Here is a 19,170-nt window from a genome sequence, read left to right as displayed (position 1 = left end):
ATCCAATATCATAAAAAAAAGCCGCTATAGCGGCTTTTTTAGTTTTTATTTTTCAAACTCTTTCAAGGTTTTGATAATAATGGAAACACAATCCAGCAATTGCTCTTCATTCATGACCAATGGCGGTGCAAAACGAATAATATTACCATGGGTTGGTTTTGCCAGAAGTCCGTTATCGCGTAACGACAGGCAGATATTCCATGCCGTATCGCTTTCTTCCGTATCATTAATTACTATGGCATTCAATAGCCCTTTTCCTCTTACTAAAGTCGCGATATTACTGGTCTTGATATATTCCCCAAGTTTTTCACGGAAAATAGTCCCCAGATAGTCTGCATTTTCTGCAAGCTTTTCATCTTTCACAACTTCCAAAGCAGCAATGGCAACAGCCGCCGCAATAGGATTTCCACCAAAAGTAGAACCGTGTTGTCCCGGCTTGATAACATTCATAATCTCATCGTTTGCCAATACTGCCGAAACAGGATAAGCACCACCTGATAATGCCTTTCCAAGTATCAGTATGTCCGGTTGTACATTTTCATGGTGTACGGCCAGCAGTTTACCCGTTCTTGCTATTCCGGTCTGTACTTCGTCTGCAATAAACAAAACGTTATGCTTTTCGCACAAGGTTTTGGCTTTTGCCAGATATCCTTCAGAAGGCACATACACGCCTGCTTCTCCCTGAATAGGCTCAACTAAGAAACCGGCTATATTCTTTTGGGTTGCCAAAACATTTTCCAGAGCTTCAATATCATCATAGTTGATGTTAATGAATCCGCCTGTGTAAGGCCCGAAATTTTTACGGGCATTCTCATCATTAGAGAAAGAAATGATTGTTGTAGTCCTGCCGTGGAAATTCCCATCACATACAATAATCTGAGCTTCATTTTCCGGAATTCCGTTTTTCTCGTAGGCCCATTTTCTACAAATTTTGATGGCCGTTTCAACTGCTTCTGCACCAGTGTTCATTGGCAATACTTTGTCAAACCCAAAATATCGGGTAACAAACTCTTCGTATTTGCCCAGCTTGTCATTATAAAAAGCCCTGGAAGTCAATGTCAGGGTCTGTGCCTGATTAACCAAAGCAGTAATGATTTTTGGATGGCAGTGCCCTTGATTTACGGCAGAATAGGCCGAAAGGAAGTCATAGTATCTTTTCCCTTCCGTATCCCAGACATACACGCCTTCACCTCTGCTTAAAACTACAGGAAGCGGATGGTAATTATGCGCACCGAATTTATCTTCTAAAGAAATAGCTTCAGAGGCATTGTTTTTTTCTAAAACTGACATTGTGAAAGTATTTTAATTCTTCAAAAATCAATTCCTTCTTGTGGAGAGAAATCATCCATATGACATTACAAAATTAATGAATCTAAATGGATTTTCAATCGTTGTAGTAGAACGAAAACAAATGGAAATCCCATTTCTCCAACTGACTTTTCAGATGCAAAAATGGGATTCATGTATCTATAAAAACTTAAAATTACGGAAGTACTAACGTAGCATTCGAAGTAATTTTAGTATTTAGCAATCTGGAAATCGGACAGGTTGTTTCTGCCTTTTTTACCAATTCCTGGAACTGGTCTGTTGAAATCGCATCGACTCTTCCTATAACTGACAAATGTGAGCCTACAACGCTTCCATCCTGAAAATCAACATCGCATTTGGTTTCGATAGATGCTACCCTAAAACCTGCCTCATTCAAATAGGCTGTGAGTTGCATGGTAAAACAGCCGGCATGGGCTGCCGCAATTAACTCTTCAGGATTTGTCCCGTTTCCATGTTCAAAACGGGTTTTGAAAGAATATTGAACATTACTTAAAACGGTACTCTGGGTAGAAATTTTTCCGTTCCCTTCTTTGAGTGAACCTTCCCAAACTGCTGTGGCATTTCTTTTCATAAGTGTTGTAGATTTGTTTCTCCTAAAATTACGAAAATCAAAAACGGGAAGAAATTAAATTTTATAAACTTTAACAAAAGTATCAGGATACTACCCTTTCTTCAAACAACGCCAACAGCTTTAATGTGGTATTCCAGTTTCGGGCTGTTGCGGTCACTTTCAGCTTATTTTCAATCAGCTTGTTGTTAAGTTTTGAATTACCGGCCGGATTATTATATTTCATAAAGATGATTCTTCCTTTTAGAATAATTTCATCAGGTTCAAAATTTGCATTTAGTAAGGTCTGAATGTTTTCTTTTGAAGGTTCAGAATCCAGAAAAGTGACATAGAGTTTTTTCAAATCAATCTCTTTTTCTTTCAGGTAAGGATTATTTACCGAAATCCATTGCAGCATTTCCCTGTCTGTTACCACAACCGAAACATCAAAACCAAAATGGGCTTCAATCAGGTCGTGAATCTGCTTTTCCAACGTTTCCGGAGTCATGTTTCCTGTAGTATCAAAGAGAATATTTCCACTTTGTATGTAGGTTTTAATATTTTGAAAACCAAAATCTTCCATTACTTTTCTTAAAGTTTCCATTTTAATCAATTTTTGACCGCTAACATTAATTCCCCTAAGAAGAGCTACATACGATTTCATGATTTTCTTTTTAAAAATTTCTTTCCAAATTTATAAAATAAGACCTCCAAAACAATTTCATACTGTTTAAAAATTAGCTTACTGCATTCCGAAAACCGGCACGGAAAAATTTTCTTAATTTCAATTCAAAAAACAGAACAATCACTTATTTTTGCCGTATGGGAAGAAAGAAGACAGACAAGATCGTTTTTGAAAATATTAAGGTACTGGATGCAGGTGCCAAAGGAGTTTCAGTTGCAAAAGCACCCGATGGAAAAGTAATTTTTATTCCAAACGTCGTGCCTGGTGATGTAGTAGATATTCAGACATTTAAAAAGAGAAAAGCCTATTATGAAGGTAAAGCCGTTGCTTTTCATGAATTTTCCGAAGATAGAGTCGAGCCGGTTTGCCAACATTTTGGAGCCTGCGGAGGCTGCAAATGGCAAAATATGGCTTATGAAAAACAGCTGTTTTACAAAAACAACGAAGTTTTCAACCACCTGAAACGCATTGGTAAAATCGAACTGCCTGAATTTGAACCTATCCTTGGTTCTGAAAAACAGTTTTTCTATAGAAATAAAATGGAGTTTTCTTTTTCGAACGCCCGTTGGCTGACCGAAAAGGAAATTGAAAGCGATGAGGACCTGGGGAACAGAAATGCCCTTGGTTTCCATATTCCTAAAATGTGGGATAAAATTTTAGACATTACCCAATGCCATCTTCAGGAAGACCCATCCAATGCCATCCGAAATTCAATCCGCGATTATGCAAACGAGCATGGCCTGGCATTTTTTAATCCAAGAAACCATGAAGGCTTTTTGCGTACGCTAATGATTCGTACGGCTTCAACTGGTGAAATCATGGTATTGATTCAGTTTTTTGAAGAAAATAAAGAGCAAAGAGAAGCATTGCTAAACTTCCTGTTGGAAAAATTCCCGAATATCAAATCGTTGCAATATGTAATCAACAGCAAACCTAATGACACGATTTATGACCAAAACGTAATCCTTTACAAAGGAAGAGATTATATTCTGGAAGAAATGGAAGGCCTTAAATTTAGCATTAATGCCAAATCATTCTACCAGACTAATTCTGACCAGGCCTATGAATTGTATAAAATTACACGTGATTTTGCAGGGCTGACTGGCAATGAGCTGGTGTATGATTTGTATACAGGAACAGGAACTATTGCACAATTTGTCTCCAAAAAAGCAGGAAAAGTAATTGGAGTTGAAGCCGTACCGGAAGCTATTGCAGATGCCAAAGAAAACGCAAAACGTAACGAGATTACCAATTGTGAGTTTTTTGTTGGAGACATGAAAGTAGTCTTCAATGAAGCATTTATTGCACAGCACGGCAAACCGGACGTGATTATTACTGACCCGCCAAGAGATGGTATGCACAAAGACGTTATCGAACAGATTTTAAAAATTGCGCCAAAAAGAATCGTTTATGTAAGCTGTAATTCTGCAACGCAGGCGCGCGACCTGGCTTTAATGGATGAGTTTTATAAAGTAACCAAAGTGCGTCCGGTAGATATGTTTCCGCAAACGCATCACGTTGAAAATGTTGTACTTTTGGAAAAAAGATAAATTGATGAATAAGATTCTAAATATAATAACGGCACTTTTTATAGCTATCTGCTTTTTTGGCTGTGAAAAGGACGATATCTGCTCCGGAGGCACCCCTACTACTCCAAGACTTATGATTGAGTTTCGCGAAAAGGACAATCCTTCCATTCTAAAACCTGTTACCAATCTTACAGCAGTAGCAACAGGAATGACAACAGGAGTAGTTTTTAATGAAGGACTGTCATCTACCGACCCTAATCGTTATCTGACCAGCGCAAATAAAATCGGGCTGCCTTTAAAAATTACCGGAGAAACAACAGAATATACGCTTACCCAAAATTCGACAAGCACAAATCCCGCAATTCGCAACGAGGATAAGATTGTCTTCAATTATACTACAAAAGAAATCTATGTTTCCAGAGCCTGCGGCTACAAGACCAATTTTGACCTTACCGGAAGCCCTGTACAAGAACCTAACACCGTTGACAGCAACCGTTGGATTAGCAATATTGTTGTTGAAACACCTAACATCGTAACCGAAAATGAAATACACATTAAAATCTATTTTTAATCTGGCTTTAGTGCTGATTTCATTATCCGCTTTTGCACAAGACAAAAAAAAAGACACAGTCGCTCCCAGGACAGAGCGTTATGGATTGCGTCTTGGTACCGATTTATATAAAATTGCACGGTCTATCTACGACAACGATTATAAAGGTTTTGAAATTACCGGCGATTACCGCCTGACAGAAAAAATCTATATTGCCGGAGAAGTAGGTAACGAAAACAAAACTACTGACGAGCCTCAATTGAATTTTACAACAAAAGGAACCTATTTCAAAGCCGGATTTGATTACAATATCTACAAAAACTGGCTGGATATGGAAAACATGATTACGCTGGGAATGCGCTATGGCGTAAGTTCTTTTACTCAGCAACTAAACAGCTATTCCATCTATAATCCGCATCCTTATTTTGACGAATCGGGTGTGATTACCGTATCGAGAAAATACTCCGGACTTTCTGCGCATTGGGTAGAATTTGTAGCCGGTGTAAAAGCAGAAGTCTTTGACAATTTTTTCATGGGTTTTACACTACGTCTGAATCGATTGGTTTCCAACAAAAAACCTAGTGATTTTGACAACCTTTACATTCCGGGATATAATCGCACATATGATGGCGACTTTGGTGTAGGCTTCAATTACACCGTAAGTTATTTTATTCCTATCTACAAAAAGAAAAATCTTCCTAAAGCGGAAACTGAAGGTAAAAAGAAGGAATAAGCTATTTGATTTGCCTGATTCCCTTCATGAAAATCCATTTCATAAAAAGCTTTTCTCCGTCATTTGTTTTCACGGCCTGAAATTGAGGTGAAAGAAGTGTTGCAATCATAAAAGCCGTCAATGGAATCCAGAATCCGTGCAAATTGGTATAAGCCGCTACCAGAAAGCGGAACAGGATAAACAAAACGGCAAAAGATAATAATTGGTAAAGGAAAGCTTTCGTTTTTAGAGTCATTGTGAAAATTCGTTAGATTAATTCCAGTCCTGCAAAGCTAACCATAAAATTATTCTTCCGAAAGTTTATAAAGAGAAGTATTGGCTTTTGAATGACTTAATAAAACAGCATAATCAATAAAATCTGCCGTACTTTTTTTGCTGTAGTCTATAATATGCTTTGGCTTAGGCTTTGTTACTACCTCTATCAAATCAGAGCAACCCTTTTGACGGTAGGGACTATGGGGTTGGTTTAATCTAAAAAGGCTAAGGTCAGAAACCTGCTGCTTTTTAAGCCCGTCTATTCCTTTAAAATACTCCTTGCTATAGTCTCCAATACCAAAACCGCCTTTTGTGGTTGATTTTTTATAATTGCCCTGTTTATCAAAAACATCGTCCCAAAGCACTCTCGATTTGGTCAGGTAGCCCAAAACCGAAACTATCTCTTCTTTTTTATAAACTCCGTTTTCAATTAACTGGGTAAAGAAGGAAGCAAAATGCTCCTCTTCTCTTATTTTCATCAAATGGGCAAATCCATACCTGAAAAACTTTAGTCCTTCATCATAGTTATAGATTTTTGAAAGAGCTATGTAGTTATTATAAATACTTTCTTCTCTTGAATACTCCCCAAAACTTGTTTTTATAGTCGCTATGAGATAGTCAAACTGCTTTTGGTTTTTGATAAATCTTCTGTAGTTTTGGGTATCGGCTTCATAATCGGCTACAAATTCCCTCAACATTTTTTTAGAATAACTTTCTTTATAAGGCGAATAGTTTGCTGTATCTTTTTCAACCATTCCTTTTAATTCCGATAGCTTTTTCCATTGGTTTGGTTCCGCATCAGCCAATAACAGCAAATGCCTGCATGTGTATTTATAGGTCACAATAGGGTCAGCCCCAAGAACTTTTATTTTTTTATTGGGAGGCAAATTATCGTTTATGGCTTTAAGCTTTTTCCATTTCATAAAGGCTTCTACAGAACGTTCCTGCGGCACTCTCGTACCATACGTCTGAACCAAATCTTTCAGTAGTTTTTCATCCCCGTTTTGCAGATACTCATTAAAATAATAAGTAATGCTGTAATCTGTTTCCGGAAAATAAAACCGAACGTCGTTGTTTTTTAAAACAGCCTGTAACAGTAAAAGTTCGGCTTCTTCTGTTTTGGCACTCCCGTGATAGGCCCCAAAACCTATAATCTTCATTTCCGACTGTGGAAATTCAGGCAGCTTATTCAGGTCGAATTTATTTACTGAAAGATACTCCTGCTTTTCCTGTGAGAATGAAAATTGCAGATAGAATAAACACATGATAAATACGACTCTGGATACCATAAAATTTGTTTAAGTCAGACAAATTAAAGCCTGATTTCCCGTAATTAATTGTATGATTGGGACATTACTCCAATTTCCAATAGGTTTCTTCGTTGCCCAGTTTTGAAATGGATGGGATAACTTTTTTGGGTGATTCTTTTGTAATGGATTTGAATTGGCGTATAAAATCGGCCTGGTCATAATATTGACTGAAAAGAGCAACCTCAGTAAGCGTATTGGCTCCGTTTTGTTCTTGCGAAAAATTAATTGCCTGCCGGAACCGCACCATTTTTTTATACTCTTCAACAGAACACAACAGATGCTTTTGAAACAACCGCAACAGTGTTTTCCGGTTTGTCTTTAATTTTTCCGAAAGTGCTGCAACTTTGACCAGTCCACCGGATTTTATAATTTCACTCACCGCCTTTTCAAGAGCAGGAACATTAAAATCTACCAACCTGTTTTCAAAAAAAGCGTCCAAAAGCTTTGCTTTTTCAGATTCATCATTTTCTTCAAAAACAGCCGTAACGCATTTTTCAAAAGGAAAACCGAAATAATCAAAATAGCCAATCCTTTCCGAAAGCACCTGAAAAAGAGGCTTATCTACAAAATGATTAAGTCCTAATGGAGTAAAAACGACTCCTATCTTATCAAAAGCACCCTTAAATCTGACCCGGATACTCTTGTCAAGATTTGTAGTATATAAAACACATAACTGTTTGGTAGCCGAATCAGAAACAGCCGTTCCCTCTTCTGACAATACGATTTCAGCATTTTTATAAACCGTCAGCGCGTTTTTATAATTCGGATAAAAGACAAATGATTTTTCAAATTTAGCATCCGTACAGCTATGGAAATAATAATAGGCAATATACTTCCTGATTATTTCGTTTTTAGGCTGTATAGAAACAAATTTTTCCATCATCAGTCCGGTTGGGCAAATTTGGCTCTTTTACTGCCTTCATACATTTCATACTTGACCAGTCTGGCTTCCAGGCTACCGTTGTATAATTTGATTTTTCTGGAAGGCCTTAAACCCACAAATTTCAACGCTTCAATATTTGCCGTAATAAACCAGGCATTAGTATTAGGATAGTTTTGTTTCAGGGTATCACCTATATTTTTGTAAAAACGCTCCATTTCAATATCGAGGCGTTCACCATACGGCGGATTGAAAACCATATGTAAGGGACCTTGTGTCGTTTTTTCTGTGTCGAAGAAATTTTTCTCCGCAATGGAAACATATTCGTCAAGGTTGGCATTTCTGATATTGTCTTTTGCTTTTAAAACTGCCGACGGTGCCTTGTCATAGCCCTGAATCGTGTAATGAAATTCTCTTACCTTCTTCAATAAAGAATCTACAATCTGGTCAAAAAGGTCGTTATCCCAATCGTTCCATTTTTCAAAAGCAAATTCCCGTCTGTTCAGGTTAGCAGGAATATTGCAGGCAATCATGGCCGCTTCTGCCAGTATGGTTCCCGAACCGCACATCGGGTCTAAAAAATGTCCCTGACCGTCCCAACCGGAAAGCAATAACATTCCGGCCGCCAGTACTTCATTGATTGGTGCTATATTGGTTGCGATTCTGTAACCTCTTTGATGTAGGGAACTCCCTGAAGTGTCCAGCGCCACAGAAACCTGGTCTCTGTCGATATGGATATTGATTCTCAAATCCGGATAGTCCTTGTCAATACTTGGTCTTGCTCCGGTCTTGCTCCTAAACTGGTCTACGATGGCATCCTTGCTTTTTTGTGAAACAAATTGCGAGTGTTTAAAATAATCTGAATGCACGGTAGTATCAATCACAAAAGTACGGTTGGAATTTAGATGTTGCGACCAGTCAATTGCTGAAATGCCTTTGTATAATGACTGTTCATTGGTTGCCCTGAACTGGTAAATAGGTTTTAAGATTTTTAAGGCGGTACGCAAGGCAAGATTGGCTTTATACATAAATCCTTTATCTCCTACAAAACTGACCATTCTTACGCCCTGTTCTACTTTTTGAGCCCCTAAAACCTGTAATTCTTTCGCCAAAATTTCTTCAAATCCGAAAAAAGTTTTGGCTATCATCTTGAAATTCTCCATACTGATTTTACTCCCTTAAATTGGGAATACTTATAGTTATTTTATGCAAAAATACACTAAATTTGCAGCTTAATTCAATACGATGCAAAAAGAAAAAAATACTTGGTTTGCCTCCTGGTTCGACACTCCTTATTATCACATACTTTACAAAGACCGGGATTATGAGGAAGCCCAAGTGTTTATGGACAATATCACCAATTATTTAAATCTTCCTGAAGACGCCAAAATACTGGATCTGGCCTGCGGAAAAGGCCGCCATTCTATATATCTTAACCAACTAGGATATGATGTGACCGGAGCCGACCTGTCTGAAAACAGTATTGCCGAAGCTTCTAAATTTTCAAACAGTAAACTGCATTTTACGGTTCATGACATGAGAATGCCATTTGATGAAAAATTTGATGCTATCTTTAACCTGTTTACCAGTTTTGGTTATTTTGAAAATGATGAAGACAATCTTACTACCCTGAAAGCAATTAAGGAAAGTTTGTCTGAATACGGTTTTGCCGTAATCGACTTCATGAATGTTCATCATGTCATTAGCAATCTGGTTCCTGAAGAAACCAAAATCGTTGAGGGCATTGAGTTTAAAATCAAAAGATACGTAAAGGACAATCATATTTTCAAAGAAATAGACTTTGAAGACAAGGGCGAAAAGTTTCATTTTGTTGAAAAAGTACAGGCATTAACACTACAGGATTTTGAGGAAATGATGGAAGAAGCAGGCATATTCCTGTTAGATACTTTTGGAGATTATAAATTAAAAAAGTTCTATAAGAACGAAAGCGAAAGACTCATCATGGTTTTCAAATAATCTGGGCGATAAACTGCCTGATAATTTTCTATATTTTAAAGTATGGACCACATTGTACCCTATATTCTGCCCCTATTTTCAGTTTTAATCGGTTATGCTATTGCGCTGTTTCTAAAACCGAAAAAGAAAACCAATCTAAAGCTGCTAATGGCTTTTAGCGGTTCGTTTCTACTTTCCATAACCGTTATGCACCTGCTTCCTGAAGTTTATGAAGCCAGTCTCCACGCACATCACGACCATGACCACGGGCATGAACATTCGAATGCGATAGGAATTTTTATAATGCTGGGGATTTTGTTCCAGATTATATTGGAATTTTTCTCCAAAGGAGCAGAACACGGCCACGTTCACGGACATGAAGAAATGCATAAAATGCCCTGGTTGTTATTTATAAGCCTTTGCATCCATGCCTTGTTAGAAGGTTTTCCGGTGAGCCATCATCACGACCTGGCGTTAGGAATAGCCATCCACCACCTTCCGATTGCTATTATCCTGACTTCCTTTTTCGTAAATGCACATCTCAATAAAACTGCGATTTTGCTGTTTATGGTTGCTTTTGCAATCATGACACCACTAGGAACAGTACTTTCAGAATACTTACCTTTCCTGACAGCTTATTATACAGAAATCACAGCGGTTGTAATCGGGATTTTATTCCATATTTCATCTACCATTATTTTTGAAAGCAGTGAAGGGCATAAATTCAACCTTGCCAAGTTGTCTATGATTGCTATTGGAATTGTTGCGGCTTATTTTATATAAGTTTTTATGGAAATCACATCCAGAAGACATCCTTATAAGTTTTATTTTGCACTTCTAATAATAAACCTAGCCTTCTTATGCTTTAGTATCTTCTTTTTTATAAGTAATGAAGTAAATGCACATGCTCTTGGATTTATTTTTATTGGAATGGCGGCAGTCTTCAATTATATTTTTTTAAAAAAATCGCCAAAGATTATTGTAAATGATAAGGGAATCCAAGTTGGAAAAAAACAATACTATTGGAATGATCGTTTAGAAATCGAAATTACCGGAAAAGGAATGGGATATATCCATTCTGATTACGAAGCAACAAAGATTTTATTCAAAAATCAGGATGTGGTTTGTATTTATGATGTTTATTACGCTAACTCTCCTGAAATCAAAAGTTTTATCAATCAGGTTGTAATCAACAAAAGCGAAGCATTTAAGTTTGAAAAAATACGTTTAGAAAAAAAGAATTTAACATTTGAGAACTTAAAAACTTTTAAAGGCCATCCCATTTTTTCTTTTAGGGGAATTATGATGTGGGGGCTTATCCTGTTCGTCATTTTTGTACCATCAAAAAACCCTAAAAGCCTTGAGTTTGTTCCTATATTGGTTGTATCTGCCTTTTGTTTGTTCTGGTTTTTATTAAACTCCTGGATGGCTCATTATTTTCAGATTTCTAATAAGTATTTTATTGTAAAAAATCATTACTTCTTTTGGATTAAAAAAGTCTACTTACTTAAAGACATTCGAGAAATAGTATATGACCAGCAAGTAAGACAACCGAATGCGTTACGAATTATCACAAAAGATTTTGACAACAGTCGCTTTTTAGCAGGAACCCTTCGTGACAAACATTGGCTTGAAATGATGACCGTTTTAAGAAATAAAAAAATTAAAGTCAGGAACGAATCTATCTAATACTTCGTAGCTTTGAAACACATATAACTAAAACCGAAAAGAAGCGCTCCCCAGAATATATCTTTCCAATAAATTATGTGAAGCTATGGTTTTTGAATAGTCGGAAATTGAAACAGTTTCAAATTTCTTATTATTGGTCAGGTTTCTCATAATTAAGGCGTATTGAAATCTTTTATTTAGAGGCGTATATCGCAGTTCAGAATCTAAAAACAGATAATTGTTGTTTTTTGACAAATCCGGAGAAACAAAATTAGAGGCGACATTTGCCTTAAAATCAGGCCTTATTTTATAAGTCATTTTAAAAGTATCATTAAAACTGCTAAATCGGTTTTGAATCACATTATCCAGTAAAAAGTCAATAGTAGAATAACTGAAATTGTTTTCAATATAAAATTTTGATTTGAAAGCGGCTCGTAAAACACAGTTTATAAACAATAGCCTGGATTCAACATCTCTTAGATTGGAATCATTTACAATGTTTTTGTCAAATGATAAGGCGTAACTTCCATTAATCTGCAGGGTAGTCCTCATAAAATGCATATAACGTTCAAAATCCAAATTCAAACTGTAATCTCTATTGCCTGCTTCCAATAAAAATGAATTTGTAAAAGTATTATCGAGATTAATCGTATTTCTTGAAAAATAATTATTACTCCTTTTATTATGATTGCCGGATACAGAAAAACGGGTTACCTTAAAAGTATCATTATAAATATAATTCAGATTATAGGTATGTGTGTTTAAAAATGAAATATTGGGGCTATTATTCCTGAAACTTCTAAAACCTGTAAGCACAAAACCTTCAAAAAGATGCTCTTCAGAAGGAACTATTTCATTATAACTATAGGTAGCAACCAGATTAGATTTGGTATTCAAAACATACTGGAACTTCATTATTGGTGAAAAGACAAATTTTTCCTCTTTCCTGTTCAGGTTTCTGATTTCGTCATTCAGGGCAATATCATAATACTGATTATTAAATAAAATTGCGAAACCATATTTTTGTTTTTTTATATAACTCAAACTTAAAGCTACATTAGGAAGTTGGTACTTATAGCGCATTCTATTTTGATAAAGCCTGTCTGTATAAACCGTACCATCAGAATAATTTGCTTTCAGGCTTGAGTTTAGCGTATTATTGACAGATAAATATCCTGCCATCAATTTCAATTTCGCTTTATTAAAATTGCGGTAGTATTCACCTTTGGTCTTAAAAGTTTCTTTATCAAAACGGCTGTATTGATTATTGCTGATTACGGCATTAGTATTACCTTCTTCAATATTTAAACCAGGGGTAAGCAAAAAATCTTGTGGAGCCCGATTATTACTATAAAGCACTACTCCTGTTACAGCACTATTTTCATTTATCCTATTGGTAAAATTAAAATCCTGTTTGGTAAAAAAATTAGTTGTTTTTACCTCATTCTTCTGTGCTACTTCATTATTTAGGCTATTGCTGTCAAAATCAATTTCCTGATAATTCGCTTTTCCAATATATTCCCATATAAAACTATCATTTACTTTATTCGACAGTTGAATATTGGCATTATACAGGCGTGGTTTTTTAATAATATCTTCAATCTCATTAATTACAAATTGTTCCTCATTAATGCTGTATTCAGTATGTGATTTATTGGTTCTGGTTAGTCTGTCATCATAAATTCCTAAATTTGTTTTTGCCGTAATCTTCGATGAAAATTTATGCAATAAATTTAGTTCCGAATTAAAATTACTGTTTATCCTATGGTATTTATTTTCCAGTTGAGAATAAAATCCTCCCTGACCAATTAATGTTTTAGTTTGTTCTTCTTTTTCGCTTTTTTGGCTCAATGAAGTAATTTCAGAACTAAAATCATACGGACTGTAATTATTGCCAATATTATTGTAGGCCGTTGTTAAAAAACCTTTTGTCTTTTTGTTCACAAACAAACCCGTCATTGAAACATTATACCTGTCTTGAATCCCATAACTAAAAAAAGCATCACCTGAGAGGTCTGTCTTTCCCTTTTTCAGTAAGATATTAATAGCTACATCCTCAGCATTTACAAGTCCTTTAAGCATTGCATTTTCATTAAAGTTTTCAATAGCCTGAACTTTTTCAACCATGTCAACACTGAGATTTTTACTTCCGGTTGTGTATTGACTATTAAACAAATCATCTCCATCAAGTAAGAATTTTTTAATGCTTTTGCCTTTAAATTTTATCTCTCCGTTTTCTTCCACTTTAATACCGGGTAGTTTTTTAAGTAAGTCCTCTACAACCCTCTCTGTTCCATCTTTAAAACTTTCAGGATTATAAGTAGTTGTATCATTTTTAATTCTGATTGGCACTTCTTTAGTAATAACTACTTCTTCTAATTCTGTGGGTTTGTTTTCAAGATTAAAGTTTAAAATAATGATTTGTCTATTTTTTTGAATGCTACTCAAATGTTTTATTTGTGATTCAAAAGCAAGAGCGTTCACTTCTACCCAAATTGAATCTAAGGATTCTTTTAAATCTATTTGATAAAAGCCTTCTTTGTTTGTTTTTGTGTATTGATGTATAGAACTACTATTTTCCGATTTACGAATTATGACACTGGCATAAGGCACGACCTTATTTTCATGAAAAACCGTGCCTTTTATAGTTTGTGCTTTAAAGTCAAAACTGGTAAAAAAAATAATAATTATGAAGTAACATAAATTATTCATTATTGTCATTTATATATACCTCAATGCCTCTTTTAGGAATAAAAACAGCTGTATCTTCATCAGGCACATAATTGGTTATTCTTTTAAAATAATCCTTATAAGCGTTGATAAATTGATCCCAATTAATATAAGATAGGTTTAATTTATCAAAAGGATTTTCTATAACCTCATTACTATTCTGTATTTTAATAGCCTTGTAATGTATAGCCCCATCATTTGAAATAACTTCCAGGATTAGACCCGGTAAGCCATCAAATTTTTTTGGTCCGTTTTGAATAGGGATTGCTGTTGTAAAATAAAGTGTATAATCTCTACCCCTGTAATGCCCAACTGCCTGCTGGCATTTGTATCCTAATATTTCTTTATAGTTTCCAGTTATAGTCCATGCAGTCATATAGGTATTGTCTTTAAGCAAATAGTTAGGGAAAATTGTTTTCGAATAATATTCATTAGAGACAAAATCTTTATATTCAGCAGGATTTGAAAAATCAAATTCGGAAGCCTTTTGTATAGTTTCACCAATATTTTTAAAACTTACAATAGTATCTGTAACTTTCACATAGGAAATACTATTTGAGCCATCTGTTATCAGCCTGATGATTCCGAATGATGAAAAGCCATATTTATCTTTATCATCAGCTAAATCAAACTTATAATCAACAGTAAGGGTTTGACCCCAACAAATTGAAATAGTAAATAATAGTAATAGTAAAAAAATGTGTCTCATGGCTATTTTCCGGCTTCAATGGTAACAGGTACTTTTATTTCCATAGACATTTGCAGGGCTAAATCAGCCAGCCTTCCTGCTTTACTACATGCCCTTGCCTGTGCATCTTGATATGAAATATCTGATGTGACACAAGCTTTCACCACGATAACAATATGAGTATTTGTCCCTATTACACCTTTTTCCGCTCTTCCTTCACAGCAAGCAACAGGAGAATCCGTTCTTTTTATATCTGTTTGATTTTTTGACGAAGCGAATTGAGAAAAAACACAGACCGATAACACTGTTAAAATTATTCTTCCCATCTCTTAAGATTGTTTTAGTGTTAAATCCATATTCTTAAGAGCATTTAGAGCATTTTCTGCTGCCTTTTGCGCATTAGTACATGCGTAAACATATGCCTGGTCTCTATTACCTTTGGCTGAAGTAGCACATTTTTTAACTGAAATTTTTATATAATCTGCTGTTCCCGGTAGACCTATGCTAGCCTGACCAACACAGCACATAGTAACTTCATTAAAATTTTGTTTAAATTCTTCATTTCCGTTATTTGAAGCAAACAAACTTAAGGAAGACATAAACAAACAAAAAGTTGAAAATAATTTAATTTTTTTCATAAATTTTAAATCTAATTGGTTTATAAATAATCTGTATCGATACGAAGCTAATATAATAAAAAAATAACAAAATGTAAGTTTTTCTTTAAAAATACTTATTCTGGTAAATGAATAAATAACTTAAGAAACTTCGTATTTTTGAAAAATAATATTCCTTTTAAAGATGACCTTCACTAAAACTACCGAACAGTCTTCAAAATATGAGCATTTAGAAAAAATGCCTGTTGCCGACCTGCTTCGCAACATCAACAACGAAGACAAAACGGTTCCTCTTGCCGTTGAAAAAGCATTACCACAGATTGAAAAACTGGTCGAAAAAATCGTCGAAAAAATGAAAGAAGGCGGCCGTTTGTTTTACATCGGTGCCGGAACATCCGGGCGATTAGGCATAGTCGATGCTTCGGAATGCCCGCCAACATTTGGTGTTCCTTTTGACCTGGTAATTGGTATTATTGCCGGAGGTGATACTGCTATCCGCAAAGCTGTGGAATTTGCAGAAGACGACAGAGAACAGGCATGGAAAGACCTTCAGGAATGGGATATTAACGAAAAAGATGTCGTTATTGGCATAGCAGCCTCAGGGACTACTCCTTATGTAATTGGCGGCTTGCAGAAATGCATCGAAAAGAACATTACTACAGGAAGCATTTCTTGTAATGCTGAAAGTCCGCTGTCTAAAACTTCTGATTTTCCTATAGATGTGGTAGTCGGGCCGGAATTCGTAACCGGAAGTTCCAGAATGAAAGCAGGAACTGCCCAAAAACTGGTATTGAATATGATTTCAACTTCTACCATGATTCAGTTAGGCAGAGTCAAAGGAAATAAAATGGTGGACATGCAGCTTAGTAACCATAAGCTTGTAGGAAGAGCCGTTAGAATGATTATGGAAGAACTGTCTGTTTCGGAAACGGAAGCAACATCGCTGCTTGAAAAATATAAAAATGTCAGGAATTCTATAGAAAACTATAAAAGGTAAACCATGAATACCGACAAAAAAATACTGCAAAAAGGAATTTTATACCTATCCATAGCAATGCCTTTGCTTTTTTTAGGTCCTGTCATAATTCACAGTGCTTTTAAAAACCAAAGCCATCCGTTGTATCTGATTGTTCTGGGAATAGGTATTCTCACCTGTTTGGGAGCCATGCTCATGTTGTTTCTTGGAATTCGAAAAATCATGAACAGCCTATTCAAAAAGCGATGAAAGAAACCGTTCACATAGGCAAGACATTTACAAAAGTTACCTATACCGAAGAATCGATACAGAAACGGGAATTCGAAAATTGTACTTTTATAGATTGTGACCTGTATGGCAGCGATTTTTCACAAAGTCAGTTTATCGATTGTTCTTTTAAAGGATGTAACCTTTCGATGATAAAACTCAATGCCACAGGGTTGAAAAATGTTGTATTTGATGCCTGCAAGATGATGGGAATTGGTTTTGACTACAGTGACGACTTTTTGTTTGAGGTACAATTCAACGACTGTACTTTAGACTTCTCGTCTTTTGCACGCAAAAAAATGCAAAAGACCAAATTTATAAATTCTTCCATGCAGGAAGTCAATTTTTCTGAAACAGACCTGACAAAGGCTGTTTTTGAAGACATCAACCTCAACAGGGCATTATTTAACAGGACAATATTAGTAGAAGCCGATTTGTCAAAAGCTTATAATTTTTCAATTGACCCTGAACTTAATTTCCTCAAAAAAGCTAAATTCTCGCTCAAGGATGCGGGTGGATTATTAGAAAAATACAACCTAAAACTCGTTTAATCATGGAGGCAAATTCTTATTATCTGGAAAGTGTTAAAAAACAGTTTTTATACTATAAAACTCTTGGCGAAAAAGCAATGGCCCAACTAGCTGACGAACAGCTTTTTATTTCGCTAAACGAAGACACAAACAGCATTGCTGTCATCGTCAAACATATGCATGGCAATATGCTTTCCCGCTGGACTGACTTTCTCACTTCTGACGGAGAAAAAGAATGGCGCAAGAGAGACGGTGAATTTGTAGACACCTACGAGTCAAGAGAAGAATTAATGGCAAAATGGAACGAAGGCTGGGAGTGCCTTTTTAATGCTATAAATCCGTTATATCCGGAACAGCTAACAGAAATCATCTATATCCGTAATGAAGGACATACCGTTATTGAAGCCATTAACAGGCAACTGGCACATTATCCGTACCATATCGGGCAGATTGTCTTTTATGCCAAACTTTTGAAAAAGACCGAATGGGACAGCCTTTCAATCCCTAAAAACAAATCTGGTGACTACAACGCCGCAAAATTCGCCCAGGAAAAATCCATCAAAAATTTTACCGACGACGAATTAAATAAACTTAAATAAACGACACATGAAAAAAATACTTTCCCTTGCCCTGCTCACTGTTGGATTACTGACTTCCTGCTATAATGTAGAACGAAACTGCAAAGATTTTAAAACCGGAGAATTTCAATTCGAATATGAAGTTAATGGTGTAAAAAAAACATCTCACTTTGTAAGAAATGATACTTTGGAAATTGATACTTTTGAAGGAAAGACCGACACTTCAAAAGTTCGGTGGATTAATGATTGCGAATATATTCTGGAGAAAATGAATCCGAAAAATATGGCGGAAAAACAGGCAATCCACATGAAAATTTTGAGTACAACTGAAAACTCATATACATTTGAGTTTTCAAAACTGGGCAATACAAACAAACAGAAAGGAACAGTAACCAAAATCAAATAAACAAAAATGGAAGTATTTTTAAATCCGGATGCATGGATTGCCTTATTGACTCTGACTTTTTTAGAGATTATCTTAGGTATTGACAATATTATTTTTATTTCAATCGTAACCGGAAAGCTGCCTGTCGAAGACCGCAAAAGAGCTACACGAATAGGACTTTTCCTTGCCATGTTTATGAGAATAGGGCTACTTTTTGGAATTACGCTCCTGATTGCCATGAAAGCTCCGTTGTTTTCTTTTGATTTTGGATGGTTTAGCGGCCATGTTACCGGTCAGGCTTTAATTTTACTCCTAGGTGGTCTTTTCCTTATTTATAAGAGTACTAAAGAAATTCATGAAAAGGTCGACCATAAAGGGGAAGAAGAAAAGAGTTTGGGCGATGTTGCCAAAAAATCATTCTCCAGTGTAATTCTTCAAATTTTATTAATTGACCTGATTTTCTCTGTCGATTCCATCCTGACAGCGGTTGGTATGACAAACGGCCTGGAAGGCGCCTTATACATTATGATTACTGCTGTAGTAATTTCTGTAGGTGTCATGATGCTTTTTGCCGTTCCGGTTGGAAATTTCGTAAATGCAAACCCTTCCATCCAAATTTTAGGTCTGGCTTTCCTTATTCTGATTGGTTTTATGCTGATTACGGAAAGTATGCATCTTTCTGAGGCGCAATTGGCCGGACAACATGTTGGAGCCGTTCCAAAAGGCTATCTGTATTTTGCGATTGCCTTTTCACTGGCGGTAGAATTCCTTAACATGAAAATGAGGAAAAAATCTTCTAATTAAATCCACCACTATAAATAGAAAGCGCTTCCGTAATCCGGAAGCGTTTTTTATTTACAAAGAACACTTTCACAATACAATTCCTTTACTTTTAAATATACTTTTAAAAATCATTCCTTAATTTACTATTAACGTCTCATAAATAGCTTTGCCACA

Annotated in this window: 23 protein-coding genes; 12 read left to right on the top strand and 11 right to left on the bottom strand. The window is 35.8% G+C overall.

All coding sequences use genetic code 11. The features are described from left to right. Window positions 1-45 precede the first annotated feature (45 nt). The 3 genes from rocD to ASG38_RS11425 form a co-directional block, all read right to left on the bottom strand. Window positions 46-1,290, bottom strand: a complete 1,245-nt coding sequence (rocD, locus tag ASG38_RS11435; RefSeq protein WP_056070808.1) for an ornithine--oxo-acid transaminase — start codon at window positions 1,288-1,290, stop codon at window positions 46-48. A 193-nt stretch (window positions 1,291-1,483) separates the two neighbouring features. Then, window positions 1,484-1,900 carry an OsmC family protein gene (locus ASG38_RS11430; RefSeq protein ID WP_056070805.1) on the bottom strand — a complete coding sequence of 139 codons (417 nt, stop codon included), beginning with the start codon at window positions 1,898-1,900 and terminating at the stop codon, window positions 1,484-1,486. An 82-nt stretch (window positions 1,901-1,982) separates the two neighbouring features. Further along, on the bottom strand, window positions 1,983-2,540 hold the full coding sequence (locus tag ASG38_RS11425; protein WP_056070802.1) for a DUF1697 domain-containing protein: 558 nt from the start codon (window positions 2,538-2,540) through the stop codon (window positions 1,983-1,985). A gap of 158 nt (window positions 2,541-2,698) precedes the next feature. Between ASG38_RS11425 and rlmD the strand changes: the two genes are divergently transcribed. Genes rlmD through ASG38_RS11410 form a run of 3 tightly spaced genes read left to right on the top strand, consistent with a single transcriptional unit; the run spans window position 2,699 to window position 5,373 of the window. Beyond that, window positions 2,699-4,111 carry a 23S rRNA (uracil(1939)-C(5))-methyltransferase RlmD gene (gene rlmD, locus ASG38_RS11420; RefSeq protein ID WP_056070799.1) on the top strand — a complete coding sequence of 471 codons (1,413 nt, stop codon included), beginning with the start codon at window positions 2,699-2,701 and terminating at the stop codon, window positions 4,109-4,111. A 4-nt stretch (window positions 4,112-4,115) separates the two neighbouring features. Then, window positions 4,116-4,661 carry a DUF6452 family protein gene (locus ASG38_RS11415; RefSeq protein WP_056070797.1) on the top strand — a complete coding sequence of 182 codons (546 nt, stop codon included), beginning with the start codon at window positions 4,116-4,118 and terminating at the stop codon, window positions 4,659-4,661. Then, the gene (locus ASG38_RS11410; RefSeq protein ID WP_056070793.1) at window positions 4,633-5,373 is read left to right on the top strand and encodes a DUF6048 family protein; all 741 of its coding nucleotides are present in this window, start codon (window positions 4,633-4,635) and stop codon (window positions 5,371-5,373) included. The genes ASG38_RS11415 and ASG38_RS11410 overlap by 29 nt, the downstream gene beginning before the upstream one ends. A gap of 1 nt (window position 5,374) precedes the next feature. On the opposite strand, the gene ASG38_RS11405 is transcribed toward ASG38_RS11410, so the two are convergent. The 4 genes from ASG38_RS11405 to ASG38_RS11390 all read right to left on the bottom strand — a co-directional run bounded on the left by ASG38_RS11405 (window position 5,375) and on the right by ASG38_RS11390 (window position 8,981). Next, entirely contained in the window at window positions 5,375-5,608 is a 234-nt protein-coding gene (locus ASG38_RS11405) for a hypothetical protein (RefSeq protein WP_056070790.1), read from the bottom strand. A gap of 49 nt (window positions 5,609-5,657) precedes the next feature. Beyond that, a complete protein-coding gene (locus ASG38_RS11400) occupies window positions 5,658-6,917 on the bottom strand; it encodes a hypothetical protein (RefSeq protein WP_056070786.1) in 1,260 nt (419 codons plus the stop codon). A gap of 64 nt (window positions 6,918-6,981) precedes the next feature. Continuing rightward, on the bottom strand, window positions 6,982-7,818 hold the full coding sequence (locus ASG38_RS11395) for an AraC family transcriptional regulator (RefSeq protein WP_101471816.1): 837 nt from the start codon (window positions 7,816-7,818) through the stop codon (window positions 6,982-6,984). A 2-nt stretch (window positions 7,819-7,820) separates the two neighbouring features. Further along, window positions 7,821-8,981, bottom strand: a complete 1,161-nt coding sequence (locus ASG38_RS11390; RefSeq protein WP_056070780.1) for a class I SAM-dependent RNA methyltransferase — start codon at window positions 8,979-8,981, stop codon at window positions 7,821-7,823. Window positions 8,982-9,063: 82 nt separating this feature from the next. On the opposite strand from ASG38_RS11390, the gene ASG38_RS11385 reads away from it, so the two are divergent. From ASG38_RS11385 to ASG38_RS11375, 3 genes are read left to right on the top strand one after another with little or no spacing between them, the layout of a single operon-like run. Continuing rightward, a complete protein-coding gene (locus ASG38_RS11385) occupies window positions 9,064-9,795 on the top strand; it encodes a bifunctional 2-polyprenyl-6-hydroxyphenol methylase/3-demethylubiquinol 3-O-methyltransferase UbiG (protein WP_056070776.1) in 732 nt (243 codons plus the stop codon). A 42-nt stretch (window positions 9,796-9,837) separates the two neighbouring features. Beyond that, window positions 9,838-10,557, top strand: coding sequence for a ZIP family metal transporter (locus ASG38_RS11380; protein ID WP_056070773.1), 720 nt, complete (start codon window positions 9,838-9,840; stop codon window positions 10,555-10,557). 6 nt (window positions 10,558-10,563) lie between these two features. Next, window positions 10,564-11,463 carry a hypothetical protein gene (locus ASG38_RS11375; protein ID WP_056070770.1) on the top strand — a complete coding sequence of 300 codons (900 nt, stop codon included), beginning with the start codon at window positions 10,564-10,566 and terminating at the stop codon, window positions 11,461-11,463. Between the two features lie 27 nt (window positions 11,464-11,490). Here the strand turns inward: ASG38_RS11375 and ASG38_RS11370 are convergent, their stop codons facing one another. From ASG38_RS11370 to ASG38_RS11355, 4 genes are read right to left on the bottom strand one after another with little or no spacing between them, the layout of a single operon-like run. Continuing rightward, the gene (locus tag ASG38_RS11370) at window positions 11,491-14,154 is read right to left on the bottom strand and encodes a hypothetical protein (protein ID WP_157486154.1); all 2,664 of its coding nucleotides are present in this window, start codon (window positions 14,152-14,154) and stop codon (window positions 11,491-11,493) included. Further along, a complete protein-coding gene (locus tag ASG38_RS11365; protein WP_056070763.1) occupies window positions 14,147-14,881 on the bottom strand; it encodes a GLPGLI family protein in 735 nt (244 codons plus the stop codon). Before ASG38_RS11365 ends, ASG38_RS11370 begins: the two co-directional genes overlap by 8 nt. A 2-nt stretch (window positions 14,882-14,883) precedes the next feature. Continuing rightward, a complete protein-coding gene (locus ASG38_RS11360) occupies window positions 14,884-15,186 on the bottom strand; it encodes a hypothetical protein (protein ID WP_056070760.1) in 303 nt (100 codons plus the stop codon). Between the two features lie 3 nt (window positions 15,187-15,189). Then, window positions 15,190-15,498 carry a hypothetical protein gene (locus ASG38_RS11355; RefSeq protein ID WP_056070757.1) on the bottom strand — a complete coding sequence of 103 codons (309 nt, stop codon included), beginning with the start codon at window positions 15,496-15,498 and terminating at the stop codon, window positions 15,190-15,192. A gap of 163 nt (window positions 15,499-15,661) precedes the next feature. Between ASG38_RS11355 and murQ the strand changes: the two genes are divergently transcribed. Genes murQ through ASG38_RS11325 form a run of 6 tightly spaced genes read left to right on the top strand, consistent with a single transcriptional unit; the run spans window position 15,662 to window position 19,017 of the window. After that, a complete protein-coding gene (gene murQ, locus ASG38_RS11350) occupies window positions 15,662-16,474 on the top strand; it encodes an N-acetylmuramic acid 6-phosphate etherase (protein ID WP_056070754.1) in 813 nt (270 codons plus the stop codon). 3 nt (window positions 16,475-16,477) lie between these two features. Beyond that, window positions 16,478-16,702, top strand: coding sequence for a DUF6095 family protein (locus tag ASG38_RS11345; RefSeq protein WP_056070750.1), 225 nt, complete (start codon window positions 16,478-16,480; stop codon window positions 16,700-16,702). Continuing rightward, on the top strand, window positions 16,699-17,271 hold the full coding sequence (locus ASG38_RS11340; protein WP_056070747.1) for a pentapeptide repeat-containing protein: 573 nt from the start codon (window positions 16,699-16,701) through the stop codon (window positions 17,269-17,271). The genes ASG38_RS11345 and ASG38_RS11340 overlap by 4 nt, the downstream gene beginning before the upstream one ends. A 2-nt stretch (window positions 17,272-17,273) precedes the next feature. Beyond that, window positions 17,274-17,849: a DUF1572 domain-containing protein gene (locus ASG38_RS11335; protein WP_056070746.1), complete on the top strand. Its 576-nt coding sequence runs from the start codon at window positions 17,274-17,276 to the stop codon at window positions 17,847-17,849. 7 nt (window positions 17,850-17,856) lie between these two features. After that, a complete protein-coding gene (locus tag ASG38_RS11330) occupies window positions 17,857-18,234 on the top strand; it encodes a hypothetical protein (protein ID WP_056070743.1) in 378 nt (125 codons plus the stop codon). A 6-nt stretch (window positions 18,235-18,240) separates the two neighbouring features. Beyond that, window positions 18,241-19,017: a TerC family protein gene (locus ASG38_RS11325; RefSeq protein WP_056070740.1), complete on the top strand. Its 777-nt coding sequence runs from the start codon at window positions 18,241-18,243 to the stop codon at window positions 19,015-19,017. The last annotated feature ends 153 nt before the right edge of the window (window positions 19,018-19,170 follow it).

The sequence above is a fragment of the Flavobacterium sp. Leaf359 genome, from assembly GCF_001423985.1.
In the GTDB taxonomy this organism is placed as follows: Bacteria; Bacteroidota; Bacteroidia; order Flavobacteriales; family Flavobacteriaceae; genus Flavobacterium; species Flavobacterium lindanitolerans.
Note: the sequence above shows the minus strand (reverse complement) of the source record. Positions and strands in the feature narration are given on the sequence as shown.

Excerpts from the sequence above, each read along its gene's own strand:
- rocD (WP_056070808.1), bottom strand. The coding sequence starts at position 1,290 with ATGTCAGTTTTAGAAAAAAACAATGCCTCTGAAGCTATTTCTTTAGAA.
- ASG38_RS11430 (WP_056070805.1), bottom strand. The coding sequence starts at position 1,900 with ATGAAAAGAAATGCCACAGCAGTTTGGGAAGGTTCACTCAAAGAAGGG.
- ASG38_RS11425 (WP_056070802.1), bottom strand. The coding sequence starts at position 2,540 with ATGAAATCGTATGTAGCTCTTCTTAGGGGAATTAATGTTAGCGGTCAA.
- rlmD (WP_056070799.1), top strand. The coding sequence starts at position 2,699 with ATGGGAAGAAAGAAGACAGACAAGATCGTTTTTGAAAATATTAAGGTA.
- ASG38_RS11415 (WP_056070797.1), top strand. The coding sequence starts at position 4,116 with ATGAATAAGATTCTAAATATAATAACGGCACTTTTTATAGCTATCTGC.
- ASG38_RS11410 (WP_056070793.1), top strand. The coding sequence starts at position 4,633 with ATGAAATACACATTAAAATCTATTTTTAATCTGGCTTTAGTGCTGATT.
- ASG38_RS11405 (WP_056070790.1), bottom strand. The coding sequence starts at position 5,608 with ATGACTCTAAAAACGAAAGCTTTCCTTTACCAATTATTATCTTTTGCC.
- ASG38_RS11400 (WP_056070786.1), bottom strand. The coding sequence starts at position 6,917 with ATGGTATCCAGAGTCGTATTTATCATGTGTTTATTCTATCTGCAATTT.
- ASG38_RS11395 (WP_101471816.1), bottom strand. The coding sequence starts at position 7,818 with ATGGAAAAATTTGTTTCTATACAGCCTAAAAACGAAATAATCAGGAAG.
- ASG38_RS11390 (WP_056070780.1), bottom strand. The coding sequence starts at position 8,981 with ATGGAGAATTTCAAGATGATAGCCAAAACTTTTTTCGGATTTGAAGAA.
- ASG38_RS11385 (WP_056070776.1), top strand. The coding sequence starts at position 9,064 with ATGCAAAAAGAAAAAAATACTTGGTTTGCCTCCTGGTTCGACACTCCT.
- ASG38_RS11380 (WP_056070773.1), top strand. The coding sequence starts at position 9,838 with ATGGACCACATTGTACCCTATATTCTGCCCCTATTTTCAGTTTTAATC.
- ASG38_RS11375 (WP_056070770.1), top strand. The coding sequence starts at position 10,564 with ATGGAAATCACATCCAGAAGACATCCTTATAAGTTTTATTTTGCACTT.
- ASG38_RS11370 (WP_157486154.1), bottom strand. The coding sequence starts at position 14,154 with ATGAATAATTTATGTTACTTCATAATTATTATTTTTTTTACCAGTTTT.
- ASG38_RS11365 (WP_056070763.1), bottom strand. The coding sequence starts at position 14,881 with ATGAGACACATTTTTTTACTATTACTATTATTTACTATTTCAATTTGT.
- ASG38_RS11360 (WP_056070760.1), bottom strand. The coding sequence starts at position 15,186 with ATGGGAAGAATAATTTTAACAGTGTTATCGGTCTGTGTTTTTTCTCAA.
- ASG38_RS11355 (WP_056070757.1), bottom strand. The coding sequence starts at position 15,498 with ATGAAAAAAATTAAATTATTTTCAACTTTTTGTTTGTTTATGTCTTCC.
- murQ (WP_056070754.1), top strand. The coding sequence starts at position 15,662 with ATGACCTTCACTAAAACTACCGAACAGTCTTCAAAATATGAGCATTTA.
- ASG38_RS11345 (WP_056070750.1), top strand. The coding sequence starts at position 16,478 with ATGAATACCGACAAAAAAATACTGCAAAAAGGAATTTTATACCTATCC.
- ASG38_RS11340 (WP_056070747.1), top strand. The coding sequence starts at position 16,699 with ATGAAAGAAACCGTTCACATAGGCAAGACATTTACAAAAGTTACCTAT.
- ASG38_RS11335 (WP_056070746.1), top strand. The coding sequence starts at position 17,274 with ATGGAGGCAAATTCTTATTATCTGGAAAGTGTTAAAAAACAGTTTTTA.
- ASG38_RS11330 (WP_056070743.1), top strand. The coding sequence starts at position 17,857 with ATGAAAAAAATACTTTCCCTTGCCCTGCTCACTGTTGGATTACTGACT.
- ASG38_RS11325 (WP_056070740.1), top strand. The coding sequence starts at position 18,241 with ATGGAAGTATTTTTAAATCCGGATGCATGGATTGCCTTATTGACTCTG.